This window comes from Rummeliibacillus pycnus, assembly GCF_044359855.1.
In the GTDB taxonomy this organism is placed as follows: domain Bacteria; phylum Bacillota; class Bacilli; order Bacillales_A; family Planococcaceae; genus Rummeliibacillus; species Rummeliibacillus pycnus_A.
The window spans coordinates 799,876-817,748 of sequence record NZ_CP132291.1 but is presented as its reverse complement, the minus strand read 5'-3'; the positions used below and the strand labels follow the sequence as shown (position 1 = coordinate 817,748).

At 34.9% G+C, this 17,873-nt stretch carries 20 protein-coding genes; 19 read left to right on the top strand and 1 reads right to left on the bottom strand.

Annotation, left to right across the window (positions count from 1 at the left end; genetic code table 11):
* Nucleotides 1-38: 38 nt before the first annotated feature.
* The 8 genes from Q8X41_RS03985 (at nucleotide 39) to Q8X41_RS03950 (ending at nucleotide 7,991) form a co-directional block, all read left to right on the top strand.
* The gene (locus tag Q8X41_RS03985; RefSeq protein WP_397538966.1) at nucleotides 39-1,337 is read left to right on the top strand and encodes a phytoene desaturase family protein; all 1,299 of its coding nucleotides are present in this window, start codon (nucleotides 39-41) and stop codon (nucleotides 1,335-1,337) included.
* The gene (locus Q8X41_RS03980; protein ID WP_397538965.1) at nucleotides 1,334-2,200 is read left to right on the top strand and encodes an RNA polymerase sigma-70 factor; all 867 of its coding nucleotides are present in this window, start codon (nucleotides 1,334-1,336) and stop codon (nucleotides 2,198-2,200) included. The genes Q8X41_RS03985 and Q8X41_RS03980 overlap by 4 nt, the downstream gene beginning before the upstream one ends.
* Nucleotides 2,201-2,468: 268 nt before the next feature.
* A complete protein-coding gene (locus Q8X41_RS03975; protein ID WP_397538964.1) occupies nucleotides 2,469-2,783 on the top strand; it encodes a hypothetical protein in 315 nt (104 codons plus the stop codon).
* A 362-nt stretch (nucleotides 2,784-3,145) separates the two neighbouring features.
* On the top strand, nucleotides 3,146-4,483 hold the full coding sequence (locus Q8X41_RS03970) for a TrkH family potassium uptake protein (RefSeq protein WP_397540196.1): 1,338 nt from the start codon (nucleotides 3,146-3,148) through the stop codon (nucleotides 4,481-4,483).
* 13 nt (nucleotides 4,484-4,496) lie between these two features.
* Entirely contained in the window at nucleotides 4,497-5,156 is a 660-nt protein-coding gene (locus Q8X41_RS03965; protein WP_397538963.1) for a potassium channel family protein, read from the top strand.
* A gap of 194 nt (nucleotides 5,157-5,350) precedes the next feature.
* Nucleotides 5,351-5,983: a LysE family translocator gene (locus tag Q8X41_RS03960; RefSeq protein WP_397538962.1), complete on the top strand. Its 633-nt coding sequence runs from the start codon at nucleotides 5,351-5,353 to the stop codon at nucleotides 5,981-5,983.
* 443 nt (nucleotides 5,984-6,426) lie between these two features.
* On the top strand, nucleotides 6,427-7,023 hold the full coding sequence (locus Q8X41_RS03955) for an AAA family ATPase (protein WP_397538961.1): 597 nt from the start codon (nucleotides 6,427-6,429) through the stop codon (nucleotides 7,021-7,023).
* A 260-nt stretch (nucleotides 7,024-7,283) separates the two neighbouring features.
* On the top strand, nucleotides 7,284-7,991 hold the full coding sequence (locus Q8X41_RS03950) for a DUF975 family protein (protein WP_397538960.1): 708 nt from the start codon (nucleotides 7,284-7,286) through the stop codon (nucleotides 7,989-7,991).
* A 198-nt stretch (nucleotides 7,992-8,189) separates the two neighbouring features.
* Here Q8X41_RS03950 and Q8X41_RS03945 read toward each other — a convergent pair whose 3' ends face one another.
* On the bottom strand, nucleotides 8,190-9,455 hold the full coding sequence (locus tag Q8X41_RS03945) for a glycosyl hydrolase family 18 protein (RefSeq protein WP_397538959.1): 1,266 nt from the start codon (nucleotides 9,453-9,455) through the stop codon (nucleotides 8,190-8,192).
* A 541-nt stretch (nucleotides 9,456-9,996) separates the two neighbouring features.
* Here Q8X41_RS03945 and Q8X41_RS03940 point away from each other — a divergent pair.
* The 11 genes from Q8X41_RS03940 to Q8X41_RS03890 all read left to right on the top strand — a co-directional run bounded on the left by Q8X41_RS03940 (nucleotide 9,997) and on the right by Q8X41_RS03890 (nucleotide 17,791).
* A complete protein-coding gene (locus Q8X41_RS03940) occupies nucleotides 9,997-10,569 on the top strand; it encodes a glycerol-3-phosphate acyltransferase (protein WP_397538958.1) in 573 nt (190 codons plus the stop codon).
* Between the two features lie 2 nt (nucleotides 10,570-10,571).
* Nucleotides 10,572-12,107 carry an aminotransferase class V-fold PLP-dependent enzyme gene (locus Q8X41_RS03935; protein ID WP_397538957.1) on the top strand — a complete coding sequence of 512 codons (1,536 nt, stop codon included), beginning with the start codon at nucleotides 10,572-10,574 and terminating at the stop codon, nucleotides 12,105-12,107.
* Nucleotides 12,108-12,235: 128 nt separating this feature from the next.
* Nucleotides 12,236-12,655: an SRPBCC domain-containing protein gene (locus Q8X41_RS03930; protein ID WP_397538956.1), complete on the top strand. Its 420-nt coding sequence runs from the start codon at nucleotides 12,236-12,238 to the stop codon at nucleotides 12,653-12,655.
* A gap of 1 nt (nucleotide 12,656) precedes the next feature.
* The gene (locus Q8X41_RS03925; protein ID WP_397538955.1) at nucleotides 12,657-12,986 is read left to right on the top strand and encodes an ArsR/SmtB family transcription factor; all 330 of its coding nucleotides are present in this window, start codon (nucleotides 12,657-12,659) and stop codon (nucleotides 12,984-12,986) included.
* A gap of 222 nt (nucleotides 12,987-13,208) precedes the next feature.
* Nucleotides 13,209-13,460: a hypothetical protein gene (locus Q8X41_RS03920; protein ID WP_397538954.1), complete on the top strand. Its 252-nt coding sequence runs from the start codon at nucleotides 13,209-13,211 to the stop codon at nucleotides 13,458-13,460.
* A gap of 242 nt (nucleotides 13,461-13,702) precedes the next feature.
* The gene (locus Q8X41_RS03915; protein ID WP_397538953.1) at nucleotides 13,703-14,068 is read left to right on the top strand and encodes a VOC family protein; all 366 of its coding nucleotides are present in this window, start codon (nucleotides 13,703-13,705) and stop codon (nucleotides 14,066-14,068) included.
* 255 nt (nucleotides 14,069-14,323) lie between these two features.
* Nucleotides 14,324-14,740, top strand: a complete 417-nt coding sequence (locus tag Q8X41_RS03910; protein ID WP_397538952.1) for a collagen-like protein — start codon at nucleotides 14,324-14,326, stop codon at nucleotides 14,738-14,740.
* A gap of 258 nt (nucleotides 14,741-14,998) precedes the next feature.
* Nucleotides 14,999-15,373, top strand: coding sequence for an MmcQ/YjbR family DNA-binding protein (locus tag Q8X41_RS03905; RefSeq protein WP_397538951.1), 375 nt, complete (start codon nucleotides 14,999-15,001; stop codon nucleotides 15,371-15,373).
* 139 nt (nucleotides 15,374-15,512) lie between these two features.
* Complete coding sequence (locus Q8X41_RS03900) at nucleotides 15,513-16,019, top strand: GNAT family N-acetyltransferase (RefSeq protein ID WP_397538950.1); 507 nt, start codon at nucleotides 15,513-15,515, stop codon at nucleotides 16,017-16,019.
* Between the two features lie 158 nt (nucleotides 16,020-16,177).
* A complete protein-coding gene (locus Q8X41_RS03895) occupies nucleotides 16,178-17,059 on the top strand; it encodes an ABC transporter ATP-binding protein (protein ID WP_397538949.1) in 882 nt (293 codons plus the stop codon).
* A gap of 21 nt (nucleotides 17,060-17,080) precedes the next feature.
* The gene (locus Q8X41_RS03890; RefSeq protein ID WP_397538948.1) at nucleotides 17,081-17,791 is read left to right on the top strand and encodes an ABC transporter permease; all 711 of its coding nucleotides are present in this window, start codon (nucleotides 17,081-17,083) and stop codon (nucleotides 17,789-17,791) included.
* The last annotated feature ends 82 nt before the right edge of the window (nucleotides 17,792-17,873 follow it).

Below are 17,873 nucleotides of genomic sequence, written 5' to 3'. Positions count from 1 at the left end.
ATCCACTCATCCGTTATATTAGTAAATAATCGAAAGGGATGATGAAAATGACAAAATATGAAGTGGCTATTGTAGGCGGGGGAATAGCAGGATTAACGGCTGCGATCTATGCAGCAAAAGGAGGAAAACGAACCATTGTATTGGAACTGCAAAAGCAATTGGGAGGCAGAGCCATCACAAATAAAAAACAGGGTATATATTTTAATTTGGGTGGGCATGCACTGTATAAAGGGGAGGCGTATGAAGCATTCCGCGAACTCGGACTTCGACTTGAGGGAAGCACACCGTCTATTGATGCTTACGGGATGTGGAAAGAACAAATGATGCCCATACCAACGAACTTAACTTCCTTCTTTCAATCGCCTCTCCTAAGTTGGGGAGGAAAGCTCGAATTGGCAAAATGGTTCATTAAATTAGGAAAAATGGACACAAGCGTTTGGAACCATATCAGTATCCGCGATTGGATTGAAACTCAATTGCATGACCCAATGCTGCGCAACGTGTTCTATGCACTGCTTCGAACATCCACTTATGTGTTTGCACCTGAATTACATGCTGCTGGTCCTGCCTTAAAGCAGGTGCAGCGTTCACTAAAAGGGGTCTTGTATCTCGATAGAGGTTGGGGGACAGTCGTAGAAGAACTGCGTGAACTTGCTGTCCAACAAGGAGTGGAGCTAATCACCGGTTGTAAAGTGGTTGCAGTCGAACATCAAGATCAAAAAGTACAATCAATTTTATGTGAGGGTGGCACTAGAATAGAAGCATCGAATGTTATACTAACTACACCACCTTCCATTTCTCACAAACTAGTTCCCCATGCAGACCAAACAGCACTCGACAGATGGAACAAGCAAGCTATTCCTGTTACAGTTGCCTGTCTAGATGTAGGATTACGACAGTTGCCTAATCCAAAGCACCAATTTATCTATGGATTGGATCAACCATTTTTCTTTACGCACCAATCACGGGAGGGAAAACCAAGACCAGCTATATTGAGTGATAATGGGACACAAGTAATATCGCTTTTTAAATATCAGGGTCAACATACAGATGCAGCGAAGGATGAGGATGAGTTGGAGCAGGTATTAGATGTAGCTCAACCCGGCTGGCAGAATGAATTAGTTGCAAGACAGTTCCTGCCTAAAATGACGGTTGTCCATGATTTTCCTCATATGAAAAGAATGGAGAATCCAGGCCCTTCTGTTCCTGAAATTGAGGGACTATATGTTGCTGGTGACTGGGTCTCACATGGGGAGCTGCTCGTTGATGCATCAGTAGCTAGCGCTAATCGAGCCGTTTCACAACTACTAAAGACTAGAGAGGAAATCAAAATTTGAGTATAGAAAGACTTTATCAAAACTATCAATCTCTGCTTTTTTCTTTAGCCTACCGTATGTTAGGGAGCGTCATGGATTCAGAGGATATTGTCCAAGAAGCGTTTATAACCTTTAATCAGCTTCCTAACTACGAACAAATTGAAAACAAAAAAGCGTATCTATGTAAGATCGTCACCAATCGCTGTCTAGATTTGATACGGTCATACTCAAAAAAACGTGAGGTATATGTCGGACCGTGGCTTCCAGAACCATTACTTAAATTAGAGAATTCACCTAACGATCCTTCACAAGCCTTTTATCAACAAGAATCCATCTCCACCGCATATTTGCTATTATTACAACAGTTAAATGCGATAGAACGAGCAGTCTTTTTGCTTCGTGAAGTCTTCCAATACTCTTATGTCGAAATAGCTGAAATTCTTGGGAAAAGTAATGATAACTGCCGGCAAATTTTTCACCGTGCGAAAAAAAGTATGAAATATGATCCTAATAAACAACCTTCGATATCAATGGCTGAATCTAAAGTAAAAGAGTTTGTACAGTCCATCTTAAATGGAAACGTAAATCAATTATTGGACCTTGTCAGCGAAGATGTGGCAATGTACTCTGATGGCGGTGGCAAAGTAAAAGCCGCACAAATACCTATTTTCGGTGCTACCAAAGTAGTTCAATTGCTTCAAAGCCTAATGAAAATGTATGCAGGCAAGTTCACCATCAAATATACATCTGTTAACGGTCTACCAGGACTGATTTTAACAACTGATGAACACTTACAATATGTGTTCTCCTTCGATTTTAGTGGCAATCGAATTCAGACGATCTACTCGGTTGCTAATCCCGATAAACTACGACATTTGCAATAGAAGACTTCAAACGATCAATAAATCGCCTTTCTGGCTCTATTAATCAGACACAAAAAACAGCAGGCCTATCCATCTAAGCCAGCTGTTTTTTTACTATTTTTCGATCATTCAGTTAGCATGTTTGATTCCTCGCTAAAGTATTCCTCTAATTGGAATTTTTCTAATTATTTACTATTTGGAATATTACGTTAGTTTGGTATAATAAAGGAAAAACATTATTTTAAACATAGGGGAGGGGAAAGTAATTCGTAAAAAAAGTTTAATCATTATGATTGTAGCATTTACTATAGAAGCAATTATTACGTATTTTATTGCCTCATTATTTTCCATAAGGTTTATTGAGATAATGTTTTTTGCTGGTCTAAGTTTTGCTTTGGGTATTCTTTTCTTTACAAGTAGTGGTGGATCAATTTCAGGATTCCAATCTTCTCAAGTTAGCGCTCAAACAGGATTCATTCAAAAAAGAGAGTCTTTCGTTTTTAAAAGGGGACCCATATTTAATGCTTCTGTGGTTTTCTGTTTAATTGGGTTAGTGTTTTTTATACTGCTTATTTACGGTGTAATCCCACCTGTGAAAAATTAAATTAACTAAAGACCGTAAAGAGCCTGGTAATTTACCAAGCTCTTTTTTTATTGACTATTTTGATGAAAGCAACTAGCTATACTAAAAGAGCTTTTGTAAAAGAGAGATGTGGTATAGAAAAAAGTGATGTTACATTTGGTTTTTGAAAAATATAAAATCAACAGAAAAGTTAAATGGAGCATATGTTGGGATGTATTCACTACAAAATATTTGATAAGTGTATAATACGGTCTATTTTTCACACATTAAATAATGGACTAATCTTAGAAAAAACTAGTTATATTTGAATTGAAATATGACTTTTAAATGGAGTGAGTTAAATGAAAGATCATCCTTTTTATCGCCTCGTTAAAGAGAAAAAGATGAAAAAAGTAAAAGATAAACTCAATCCTTCTAAAATTCTTGTATTAGGTTTTGCAATTGTCATTCTAATAGGTACTTTTTTATTAAGGCTTCCTATTGCAACTGAAGACGGAAAGGGACTTACATTCTTAAATGCTTTGTTTACTGCTACATCTGCAACCTGTGTTACCGGACTTATTGTAGTAGATACAGCTGATACATTTTCAACGTTTGGTGAGGTGGTCATATTAATACTAATTCAAGTAGGTGGCTTGGGATTTATGACATTCGGAACCTTTTTATTTATGTTATTAGGTAAAAAAATAACACTTAAAGAAAGGTTGTTATTAAAAGAATCAATTAACGTTACCACTCTTGAAGAGACGGGAATACTCGTAAAAAGAATATTACTTTTCACTGCAATAGCTGAGATCTTAGGTGGGATTATTCTATCCATTCGATTTTCTTTTGATATGACAGTTGGTAAAGCCATCTATTATGGCTTTTTTCACGCGATTTCCAATTTTAATAATGCTGGTTTCGATTTAATGGGGAATTTTCGAAGTTTGACTTCCTATGAAAACGATCCAATTGTCGTTTTAACTATTTGTTTTCTTATAACAATAGGGGGACTAGGTTTTATTGTAATCAATGAACTGTATGAATATCATCAAACACACCGATTGACAATGCATACGAAAGTGGTATTAACGACAACTGTTATTTTAACAGTAGGTGCAACTCTTCTAATTATGCTATTTGAATATGGTAATGAGAAAACACTAGATCCCTTATCTTTACAGGGGAAAGGGTTAGGTGCAATTTTTCAGGCGATTACTCCAAGAACGGCAGGCGCTAATACATTACCACTAAACGAATTAACACACGCTACTTTATTTTTGACCATTTTCCTTATGTATATTGGAGCCGGTTCAGGTTCAACTGCTGGTGGCATTAAAATTACAACATTTGCTGTTTTAGTAGCAACAGTTTGGTCTCAAATGAAAGGGAAGGAAGATGTTGAATTATTTAAACGCCGAATAGTAGTGGAGACAATCTTAAAAGCACTAAGTGTTGCAATGAGTGGATTAGCAATCGTTGTATTCGTTACTTTTATACTTAGTATTACAGAAAAGAAACACGACTTTATTGTCTATCTATTCGAAGCAACCTCCGCTTTTGGAACTGTAGGACTTTCTATGGGGTTAACTCCAGAACTTTCTACTATCGGTCGAATAATTATTATTGTAACAATGTTTGCAGGGAGATTAGGTCCTTTAACGATTGGTTTTGCTATTTCCAAGAAGCGAAAACAGCAAGCTTACCAACATCCAAAAGGAAATATAATGATAGGTTAACAAAAGTAAAGGAGTGTCCTCATTGGGTCAATATGCTGTGATTGGATTAGGGAGATTTGGGATAAGTTTAGCGAGAAGATTATTCGAGGCTGGTCAAGAAGTTCTTGGAATAGATATCGATGAAGAGATGGTAGAGGAAGCAGAATTATTCGTAACGCATGCTGTTGTGGCGGATGCAACAGAAGAGAAAGCACTAACCTCCCTTGGAATTAGTAATTTTGATTGTGTAATTTTAGCTATAGGTAATGATTTGCATGCAAATATATTAACTGCAATGCTTCTGAAAGATCTTGGCGTAAAAAAATTGATTGCAAAAGCTTTAGAAAAGCGTCATGGAGATCTCTTAGATAAAATAGGTGCTGATTGGATAATATTTCCTGAACGGGATATGGGGGAAAGAGTTGCAAATCAACTCCTATCACCAAATATGTTGAATTATATTGAGCTGTCCAAAGAATATAATATAGAGGAAATTATGATTCCTCCAAAAATGGCTGAAAAAACGCTCAAAGAACTAGATATTCGAGCTCAATATAATGTGACTGCAATCGCCCTGATTAGAGAGGGGGATATTATCATATCTCCTTCTCCAGATGAGGTTATTCACAAAGAAGATATTTTGGTTATGATCGGAAAAAGTGAGGATTTAGCCAGTTTTTCAAATATAAAATAACATTTGGTTAACTGAAATTTTGGCAATGTATTGATCAACCCTAATTTTTTACGAATATAATTTTTATAGGCGTAACTGTGAAAAAATCATCCAGCCCAATATTATCACCACAAGTTAAAAAATCTGATATTGATTTTATATTCATAAATAGGCATAATTATACTATTGATACTTGAAGAAAAAGGAAGATGCTAATGGATATTTATTTAAAATACCTACTGGTTGGACTTGCGATTGCACTACCTGTAGGTGCAATAACAGTGGAAATGACGAAGCAAGGTTTAAAGAATGGGTTTTTCCATGGATGGGCTGTTGGTTTAGGAGGAATGACGATTGATGGATTTCTAATTTTAGCCTTATATTTTGGACTTGCTGCTATTTTATCTTTGCCTTACGTGCAAATGCCGTTATGGATTATAGGCGCAATTTTCCTCGTTATGTTAGGATATGATTCTATCAAAAATGCCGATAAAGACATAACATTAGCAGGTGAAAAACCAACGAAATCCTTTTGGAGTACATATAAGAATGGTATACTTGTAGCCATTTCTCCTGGAAATTTAGTGTTTTGGGTTTCTGTATTCGGTACGGTATTGACACAATCGTACAATACAACACATTCTGGGAGCTTTGTAGTTGCTGCAATTGGGATTATATCAGGTATCGTAGTTCATGATATTGGGTTACTGTTAATCGTTGCAACATCAAGAAAAGTTATGAGTAGAAATATGATTAAATGGAGCTCTATTATTGCAGGGGGATTATTATTTTTCTTTGCGGGATATTTTATCTATCAGTTTGTGAATAATTTAGTAGAGTTTATCTGACACACTGTATTTTATTTCTAGTGGTTACTAAGTATGCCGCTCCAGATGGCGCTTTCCGCGGGCGAGCGTTGAGCCTCCTCGGAAGCCCGTACCGTGCTTCACTGCGGGGTCTCACCTGTCTCGCTATCCCGCAGGAGTCGCCATCTTCCGCTTCATAGACAATGTCCTAATAGATATGACATATAACAATGCCCCATTTAAAGTTCGTGTTTTTTATCAAATCTTTGAATTATGAAATTGATTCACTTGAATAAATTTATAATTCTAATAAAGTTTGATTAAAATCATCTCTCCTCTAAATGTTTCTTAGTTGTGAGATGATTTTTTTATGGATATGTTAATATCAAATAAAGTTTGTGAAGAAATGTACTTAATAACGGTGCAGGTTAGCTCAATAAGAAAATTATGATTAAAATCATTCCATAAAGAAAAGAGTGTTTATTATGATTATTTGGATAAATGGGGCATTTGGTTCTGGGAAAACTCAGACTTCATACGAATTAAACAGAAGGATTCCTAATTCCTTTGTCTATGATCCAGAAAATATGGGTTTTTTTATTAACAAAAATATACCCAAAGAAATTAGTAAAGGAGATTTCCAAGATTATAGAATCTGGCGAGAGTTAAATTACACTATTTTAAAATCCATAGATAGTGAATATGACGGAGTTATTATTGTTCCAATGACCATAGTTAACCCACAATATTTTGAAGAAATTGTAGGAAAACTAAGAGATGATGGAGTGATAGTCAATCATTTTGTACTTTGGGCCTCTAAAGAAACATTACAAAAGAGGTTACGAAGCAGGGGGGAGGGCAAAAATTCATGGGGTGCAAAACAAATAGAGCGATGTATTCAAGGGTTGTCAAATGATACATTTAAACATCGACTAGAAACCGATACTATGACAGTTGAAACTGTAGCGGAAACAATTGCATCCATGTTAGACATTCATTTATTCGAAGATAACAGAAATAAATTCAGGAAAAGATTGGACAGAATTAAAACACAAATAAAACAGATGCGATTTATCAATTAATTAGGTTACTTCCTTCAACTAACTGGGTAATTTATCCTTAATTACTCAATAAATACAATAAATGGTAGTTTGGAATTTTTATTTATTATATAATATATTTACATGCGTACAATAATATAAAATTGGAGGAGATGATGTGAAAAGTAGGAGTGTATCTATTATTGGTTTAATTTTTTGAAATTTCGTATTCAAAAAACGAGAATTTATTCATTTAAGATTTTAATTAAAGTTTCAAATTATGTTTCAAAAGGGGGATATTATTGAATATTCGAATTTCTGAAATTAAGAGAGAATCTTTACAATCGTTAAAAGGAAATTGGGGACTATCTGTATTACTTACTTTTATAATGTCTATATTGTTTTATGTCATACTCTTTATGATTAGCCTCCTTAACCTTGTTTTAACAAGTGGACTTTATGTATGGTTTAACCATGATGAAATAACCAATGTAATGGTGGTTTTATATCTAATTATTGATATTTCACTAATTCCTTTATTAATTGGAGTATATTGGTTCTATTTATCTTTAGTACGGGAAAACAAACCTCAGATTTCTACTGTATTATCAGTCTATCATAACGGAAAAACCCCAATAAAATTAATTGTAGCAGATATATTGCAGAAAATTTTTGTGATTTTATGGTCATTGTTATTAATTATTCCAGGAATAATAAAAACCATTGCTTACTCACAAACATTTTACATATTACGTGATCATCCTGAATATACTATTCTTGAAGCAATATCAGAGAGTAGAAGAAGAATGAATGGGTTTAAATGGAATTATTTTTTATTGCAACTTAGCTTTATTGGTTGGGGTATACTCTGTTTATTTTCTTTAGGAATAGGATTTTTGTGGCTAGTACCGTATGTCTCAACATCAAATGCTACGTTTTATAATCGAGTGATTTATAATCAAGACGCCGATACAAGTGATAATGCAATTATCATTGAAAAGCTAGGATAAATTCAAAACTATTATAAAAATATTTAAAAATGTATTGGAAGCTTGCCCACTCGAACAATTTGCCGACAATCTGAAACGCCCGTTCAATGATTTGAACGGGCGTTTTTTTATGACGATGATAAATTTGTTTTGTATATAATGCAAAACATCCAAATTTAAATGTAAGTTAGTATTATCTGTACAAGAAAAGCTTTAAAATTAGAGGATTTTTCTAATTCTAAAGAACTCATTAAATAAAACGGCAGATTGAGTAAATGGTAAACCGAGTTGCCATGATCCAATACCTCTTAAACGTTGGTCAACAATAAGTTGGAGCTTTTTAGAGAGTGCACGAGCGTCTTCAAACCAAACAATATGTCTTCTACCTGTTGTATCGTAATAATAGAAGAAAGGTTGTTGATATTGTGCAGAATATTGAATGGGTACATTATGGCTCATCGCTGTTTTATAAGCATCTGCGACAGAAATTGCTTTAGCGGTTATCACATCGCCGCTATCCGTTAATGTCCAATCATAGCCATATCGAGGAACTCCAAGAAGTATTTTGTTTCGTCCCATTTTTCCAATTGCATAATTTACTGTCTTCATTACTTCACCAATTGGCGCTACTGGACCAGGTTCACTACTCAACTCATGCCAGTCGTATGCCATAAGGAAAACAAAATCAACTGCTGCACCGATGCCACCGTAATCGTAGCCCCTATTGTAAGGAGGCTCATTATCACCTGTTTTGTATGGTACTGCTACCGAAGTAGATAATCCTTCAGGTCTTAAACGACTACTCAATGCCCGCAAGAAGCTTGTAAAATTATCTCTTTCTTCAACAGGGACTAGTTCAAAGTCAATATTAACCCCTGCATAGTTTTTACTTTTCACCAGATTATAGATATTATCGATTAGTTGTTGCCTTAGTGCTGGTGAAGATAAAACTTGTTTCACGATTTGGGAGCTAAAACCACTAGCAGTTAAATTAGTAATAACTGCAATTGGAGCTACAAAATATTGTCTAGACATTCTAACGATTTGTTGATCATCCAAGTCACTTAAACTGCCATCAGCACTAATATGATGTTCGAAAATACCATAATAAGTATTGTATGGTGAATAATTCTGTACGAGAAGTTGATCGTTTTCTGGGGTAGTAACAGTTATATATCCAAAACTATAAGCACTATATTTTTTACGAGGTGGAAGATAAAGCCGCATTCCTACAGTCAGATTTGTAGAGTGAAGACCGTTATAAGCTTGAATTGTTTGAACAGGAACCATAGCCATTTGAGAAATTGAATATAATGAATCACCGGGTTGGACAATATATTGATCTGTAGGTATCAGTAAATCTTGACCAGGTACAATCGAATCGGAAGATAAACCATTCATTATTCTAATACTATCCATCGTAACCCGAAACTTATTGGCAATAGAAAAGATTGAATCGCCATACTTTACGACATAAATAAACAAAGAACCGCCACCTTCAAATTAGTCGTCAATTTCAGTATATGCTAAGAATTCTAGATTGATATTTATCTAGCTGAATCAATTTCATAATTCAAAGATTTTATAAAAAACCGGAATATTAAATGGGCAATTGTTATATGTAATATCTATTAGAACATTGTCTTTAAAGCGGAAGATGGCAAGTCCTCGAAAATGCATCCGCATTTCCTTCGCGCGAGGAATTCAGTGAGGTCCATTCAGAGTCCTGCGACGAAGCTAGCGAAGCGATGCAGGAGCATAGTGTTTTAGCTTCCGAGGAGGCTCACCGCTCGCCCGCGGAAAGCGCCATCTGGAGTGGCACACTAAGTAAATGCTTGAAATGAAATATCATCATTTTTTTATAGAAAGCTTTATTAGTCAGTATTCTTTTAGTATAAAAAATGCTTTATCCAAATGATGTGGGAATATTACTTAGAGTGTTTTACAATAAATTCAAGGGAATAATTAGTAATTATAGAAAGTTTATATTGTTGGAGAACTATAAAAAATGAAAATGTAAACATAAATGATTAAAGTAGGTGCTTTATTGGAGAATTTTTATTACTTGTTGTTTTGTTACTTCATTGGGACCTTTATGTCTGCTTGGTTCGTGGGTAAATGGTACGGTATATCATTGCAACAGAAAAACAGCGGAAACCTAGGGGCGCGAAATGCAGGACGGACCCTAGGAAAATGGGCATTTGTTATTACACTATTGTTTGATGGTTTAAAAGGTGCAATTGTTGTTTATATAGGAAGATTTTTTGAGTTTGATGAGATCATGGTCTCTTTTGGAGTTGTAATTTGTATTTTAGGGCATCTTTTTCCATTTTGGTTACGTCTAAAGGGTGGAAAAGGAGTAGCTACAATGATTGGTGGATTATTAAGTTTAAACCCTTCGCTCTTTTTAATGCTAATTTGCGGAACAGTAGTGACCTTGCCATTTACAAAGAGTTTGACATCCAGTATGGTGTTTGGTTACCTTACATACAGTTTTTGTATTTATCTTCTTCATCTACCAATGTATAGCCCAATAATTATTAGCTTTTTGTTTATAACTTGGAAACATCGTGAAAACTTAATGAAAGAAGTGATTTGAATATGTATTGGTGTAAAATTGCCAGGACCGATAAGGAATTTGATGAAATTGCTAAATTAAATTATGAAACATTTGTAGAGGAAATACCACAGCATCGACCAAATGAAAAGAAAAGATTAATAGATCGCTTCCATTCTGAAAATACATATTTGCTTGTATACAAAGGAACAGAGATGGTAGGTATGCTTGCATTTCGAGATAAGCGTCCATTTTCGTTAGATGAGAAAATTGGAAATGTGGAGTTGTTGTTGGCGAAAGAAGTTTGCCATAAACTCTGTGAAATACGACTTTTAGCTGTCAAAAAAGAATTTCGAAATGGACGGGTATTTAGTCAACTAGCTAAAGGTATCTATTCTTATGTGTATGATAGAGGCTATACGGCTGCTGTTATTTCGGGTATTACGAGAGAGAAAAAACTTTATAATCAATTAGGTTTTCAGCAATTTGCTGAAGAAGTTGGGACAGAAGATGCGAAATTTATGCCTATGATATTAACACGGAAAAACGGATCCAAAATGAGTGAACGTATAAGATTAACTCAAAATACTTTTTTTCCGGGACCCGTTGAACAAGAACAACCACTTACACATACAGGAACTTCACATCGATCTTCAGAGTTTTTATCTCTATATAATGAGATGAGAGTGAAGCTTCTGGAATTATCAAACGCAAAACATGTTACAACACTTGTCGGAACAGGTACCTTGGCAAACGATGTAATGCTTGGTCAAATGAAAGCAGATTTTAAAGAAACAAAAGGGTTAATAATCTCAAATGGAGAATTTGGTGAACGACTAATACGACAAGGGAAGAAATGGCATTTAAACTTTGATCTTTGTACGTATAAATGGGGAGAATCGTTTAATTTATTGGAGATTGAACAGAATTTATGGACAGGAAACTATCATTGGATTTGCTTTGTACACGGTGAGACTTCTATAGGTATTTGCAACGATTTTGAACCGATACTCAAGTTAGCCCAAAAATATAATGTTAAAGTTTGTGCAGACTGTATTAGCTCATTTGGCTCTTTTTCATTTTCAATGGAACAATTACATATAGCAACCGCTGTGAGCGGAAAGTCACTCGGTGCAATGAGTGGATTAGCATTTATATTTACAAATGGAAAACTACAAAAAAATGATGCACCTCTCTATATGAACTTAGTACATTATTTTAATCATCCGCTGCCATTTACAATCCCTGCATTCTTAGTGGCAAATACACTTTTAGCATTACAAGAATATCCCGAGCGATTTGACCTACTTCAAATAAGAATGGAACAAATATTCAAATCGCCATTCTTACAATATTGTATAGTTCAAAAATCTTTATATCCAATGATTGTATCGATGAAATTACCATTGGAACTTGAATATTTTAGTGATGATGCAAAACTGAATGGTTTACTTTTGCATGATGAAAGTATGTATTTGAAAAAACATCGATTAACTCAAATTTCAGTAATCTCATTAGATTTTGAAGCTGCGTTTGAAAAACTGAAAGCTCTCTATATGAATTATACAAAAGTAATTTAGGCCAACTAAAAGTTCAAAGATAATAAGGATGTATAAATTTAATTTTAGTGTACAAAATAACACTAAAAGGTGTTATAATAAATGTAACACTAAAAGGTGTTACATTTAACTGCGGAGGTTATACATTAATGGCAAATACATTACCAGAAATACGTAAAACAATTATTCTTAATGCACCTATAGAGAAAGCATGGAAAGCTATTTCAACATCTGAAGGAATTGGTGCATGGTGGATGCCCAATACTTTTGAAGCTGAATTAGGACGTGACTTCATCCTACATGCTGCTCAATTTGGTGATTCTCCATGTAAAGTAACAGAACTTGATCCACCTTACAAAGTAGGATTTGACTGGGGTAAAGATTGGCATTTGACAATGGAATTAAAAGAATTAGAAGCAGGAAAAACAGAATTCACATTAATTCACTCTGGTTGGGATGAAGAAAAAAATACCGAGTTTGGACAACCGCATACAATGATTCGCGGAATAATGGATGGTGGCTGGGAAAAAATAGTCAACGTCAGCTTACCAAAGTACATCGAGGCATAAAATGGCTTCATCGGAAGCTCGACATGACGTTTTTCAAGCAATTGCAGATCCTACTCGTCGCAAATTGTTAAAATTACTTGCAAACAATGAACTGCCTATTAGTGAGATTACAAAACATTTTCCAATAAGTCGGACAGCTGTAAATAAACATTTACAAGTTCTTTTAGATGCTGGACTTGTAAGTAATCAAAGAGTTGGGCGAGAAAATCGTTATAAGCTAAACCCACAACCATTAACAGATATTAAAGATTGGCTAATCTTTTTTGAACAATATTGGGATGAAAAGTTACTCTCACTTAAAGAATTTGTCGAGAAAAATCATGATAACTAGCAATGGATTGTCGTATACGAAATATAATAACCAAAAGAAACCATTTTGAATTGATTTTCAAAGTGGTTTTTTTATTTAAAACAAGTTTCTGGTAGATGTTCGTAAAATAATGATTGATATTGAAAGTAAAAGCAAGTTGCCTTAGGTAAAAATGAACAGTTTAATGAAACTTAAAAGGATTTATATACGTAAATAGAATAAAATTCCATTGGAGGTCATGAAATGTTATTTATTAGCATCGTATTTTCGATTCCGATTTACTTGTTTGGTATTTGGAGTTTCTATGACCCAGAAGAAAGTTATTTCTATTTTGATAAATGGAGATACAAAGAAACTCCAGAGCTATCAGAAATTCAAATCAAATTAATTAAAATTGGTAGTGTATTTGCAATGATAATGTGGACTATTTTTCTTATCGTAGTTGCAATTGATACTTTTACTCCTGATCCACCATTGCCTAGAATGCATTACTAAAAGCTAAATGTTATTTAGGTCGTGATCTTTTGTCATTCGTGATTCGAATTTGATTTTAGAATAAGCTTATTATTTTGAAGAAAAACAACAATTAAGTTAAACAGATCCTTTATTTAATATAGACAATTTTTAAAGGGAATTTTCTGACAAATTGTTGCATTAATAAATGGTAAATAGTACTATTAGTTATATAGAACGTTTGTTCTTAAATTACTAAATTAAGAAATAAGGGGATGTGGCAATTGTTTAAGAAATTAGAATGTGTTTGTATTCATACTAAGGATATCGAAAAATCAGTTTCATTTTATACTTCGATGGGGTTAACGGAAAATTGGAAGATTGAAAGAAACTTGGAAAATGGGGCTACTTGGACTTTGATTGGCTTAAAATTTCCTCAAAAAGACAGTTCAGAATTTGTTCTAAGTAATCATCCAGAAAACAATTTCTTAGAACTTGAAATACTTGTTGAAGATGTGCAACAAGTATATGCCGAACTGAGCATTAACGAAGAAATCCAATGGATTAGAACTCCATTTGCAACTGAATCTGGACATGTTGCTGTAATGGAGGCACCTGATGAAAATGTCTTTGTTTTAGTTGGAAAGTAAGACAAGAGGGAAAAAATAGTATAAATATTTTCAAAGTTCTCCTTAGGTATGTTTTTTATTGCTCTATTTTTGAGTGAAACAAATACTTGGGAAATGGTGTATTTGCCATATTATTAAACACTTTATTGAAATATTCTAAAGACTATAAATGATGGTTAGAAAATTTCAGTAAAATTTCGTATATAAAGCGGGCCATTGTGGAGGGCAAACATCTATTTCTTCATATATTACGTTATGAAGAAAGGAGGATTTCAATTGACTTCACCACAATTTCCAGGAGGACAGAATATACCACCAATGGGACCACCACCAGGATTCCCATCAGGTCCACCATCCTTTGGACCTCCGATGGGACCACCATCAGGATTCCCATCAGGCCCACCATCATTTGGACCGCCATCAGGAGGCCCACCAGGAGGTCAAATGCCAACATCAGCACCACCAGAATTTGTACCATTTATGCCTACATGGCAACAAGGGTCTAGTGGCATACACTCTTGCCTATTCACTAATACGTATATTTGGACATTCGATGGAGCTAATTTTTGGTTTTTCCCAATTGCAGTAACAAGGGATCAAATATTTGGTTATCGCTGGAGTAGCCGAAATAGAAGATGGAGTTTCCGTGTAGTAAATAGACGTAATATAATACATTATCAGTGTTTTAGATAATATAAAAAAAGTGCCTTCTTTTCTAAAATTTAAAAGGAGGCATTTTTTGATAATTGGAAAGAATTAAGCTTTTTCCATCTTACTTTGTACAAGCTCCGATTCTTGTTCGCGGAAAGCAACTGTCTGTAGCAAAAAAAGGATTCAATAATAAATACTTTCTATTTTACATACATTTATATCTTTTAATGGTAAAATGTACAAAATCATACTTTGTCGATTAGTGAATGGAATTGGAATAATAAAAAAGGAGGGCTTTTAATGGAAAAAGTACAACTACACTCATTTTGTTTGACTCTGCTTGGGGCAACACATGATTATCAAGTAGATTGGCAAGCAGATCGTTATCATGTTGGTGGAAAGATGTTTGCGATGATGGGAGGAGATTCTGAAGGAAAACCTATTATAACTTTAAAATGTGAACCTACTCAAGCTGAAGAGTTAAGAGAGGTTTATGAAAGTATTGTCCCTGGCTATTATATGAACAAAACACACTGGAACTCTATCTATATTGATTCAAGTTTACCCACTGATTTAATAGAAAATTTAATTCTACATTCATATAATTTAGTTTTTGAAAAGTTAACAAAAAAAGCCCAAAAACAAATTATTTCCGAGAGACACAACGAGGCTTAGACATTTAAGATGAGGCGTGGCGAATATAAATAGAGACTTCTTTATATTAATTTTTTGGAAATGGTGGTTGTGTGTTTGTCAATGTTAAGTGAAATGAAGGAATATTGGAGTTTTTTATTATAGTGAAGGGGGAAAATCTATGAAAATGATGATTCAAGAGGCAAAAATAGAAGATGCTAAGGAAATTGCAAAAGTTCATGTTCGTAGCTGGCAAACGACTTATAAGGGGATTATGAGTGATAATTTCTTGCAAAATCTATCAGTTGAACAAAGGACAGACCTATGGATAAGCAATATGCAACGTGTTGAAGATATAGTGATTGTTGCAATTGTAGATGACAAAATTATTGGCTTTGCAAGTGGAGCAAAAGTGAAAGAGGGGGAGTACCCTTCATATGATGGTGATATTACATCCATTTATTTTTATGAAGAATATCAGGGAAAAGGATATGGTAAGGAATTGCTTGGTTATTTGATTGAGAAATTTAAACAAAAGGGTTTCAAAAACGCCATTGTTAAAGTACTGGAAGAAAATAAAAGTCGTTACTTTTATGAAAAATTAGGAGCAAAGCTGATTGATCAATGCACCATCCAAATAGCAGGGGGACAAGCCAATTTATTAACATATGCATGGGATGAAATTTAGATGAAAACTAAGCATCAAGTATTCTCAAAATATTAAATGTATTTTATGTGTGGGGGACAGATGAGGGCTGTTGATTCAGCTACATTATTCTGCATTGTATTTATTTGTTTGGAATACGCAGATTCGTTCTTTTAACTAGAGAGAAAGGGTGTGTAAAAGTGGACACAATTATAGAATTACAGAATGTAACCAAATCATTTAAAAACAAATCGGTCTTGGAAGGGGTGTCCATTTCGATTCCTTCCAGCCAGGTTACAGCCATTGTCGGAAAAAACGGATCGGGAAAAAGTACGTTATTGAAAATGATTGGTGGGTTAACGAAGCCTGATAGCGGGCAGATTTTTTATCGGAACGGAGAGCCTGTCCGGATTGGATACGTACCAGAGGTGACCCCGGTGGTGATTCCCTTTACGCCGGCAGAGTATCTGACACATATGGGGATGATCCGGGGACTGCAGAAAGAGTGGCTGCAGCAGCGAATTAACACCTTGCTGAAAATATTTCATATGGAAGACGATCGAAACAACAGGATTGTTCATTTTTCAAAAGGGATGAAACAAAAAGTAACTATCATGCAGGCGATGCTGGAAGAAACAGATCTGCTGATCATGGATGAGCCGCTTTCCGGTCTTGATCTAAAGGCACAAATCGAATTGGAAGAACTGTTAATCTCCTTAAAGGAAAGGAACATTAGTGTTATTTTAACCTGTCACGAGACTAAGCTACTCGAAAAGGTTGCGGACCAAATACTCGTCATCCATCAACGCAAAATCATCCAGACGGGCAGCCAGCAGCCACAGGGTGAGCTCATGAACAAGGTTGTGTTTGAACTCTCGAACACCGTATCAATTGTTCCATTATTAGAAAAAGTAATCATTGTGAAAGATATGGAAATCAGTTCCGGACGAAGGTTGTTCGAAGTAAATATCAGTCAAGAACAAACCAATAAGATTGTAAGAGAATTTCTGGACCGTGGGGCCTCAATTAAACTTTTAACACCTTTACATAAGAAAGAAACAGAATTTTTGAAACAGTTTTAAAGAAGGAGGAGAAACGCAACAATGAAAGGTTTGATTCACTACCAATTCGCGAATTATTTTCGAACACACAAATACATCCCTCCGGTTTCTGTCTTTATCATGATGCTCGTCATCAATTACACTTATGTACCTAATCCAATCTTGGACAGTTACTCATTTACTTCACTCGTACTGTTTTTTATAATGGGCTGGGTCACAATCACCATTTTACATGCAGAGGACGAAGGGCAAAAACAAATTACCCTTATGCATGCCAAAAATAAAAGAGGATATTACCTTGCCCTCGTGATCAATTGTGCAGTGGTTGGTCTGCTACTTAGCATTGTAGCCGTAGCTTATCCTGTTGTTATTCAAGCCTTTACCCCTGGGTACCATACCATTCATCTTGTGATTGGGTTATTGGCGCATTTTAGTTTTGCCGTTCTTTCGATTGCGCTTTCCTTATTTTTTACAAGGGACCTTGTAAAAAGCAGTGTAAATTCATGGTGGGGAGTAATCAGTATTCTGATTGTTTCCTTGATTCTAGCAGTGGCGAAAGCTGATATTCTAAAAATAAAAGCATTAAACTGGCTTTTTCCGCCTCTGCGTCATCCCCTTGAAAACATGAGTGTAGGTGATAAAATTACCTCTTTACATGCAGAGTATTACTGGCAGTTTGGCTGGATTTTCATCTACAGCCTGATTTTAATTGCGCTTTTTATAGTCGTCGTCCAGAAAAGGCAGAAACTCTAAAAGGGGAACGATAATGACACCATTTAAAAGAGAATTAGGCATCTAAGACAGTATGTATTTTTTGTTCGCCTTTTTTAATAAA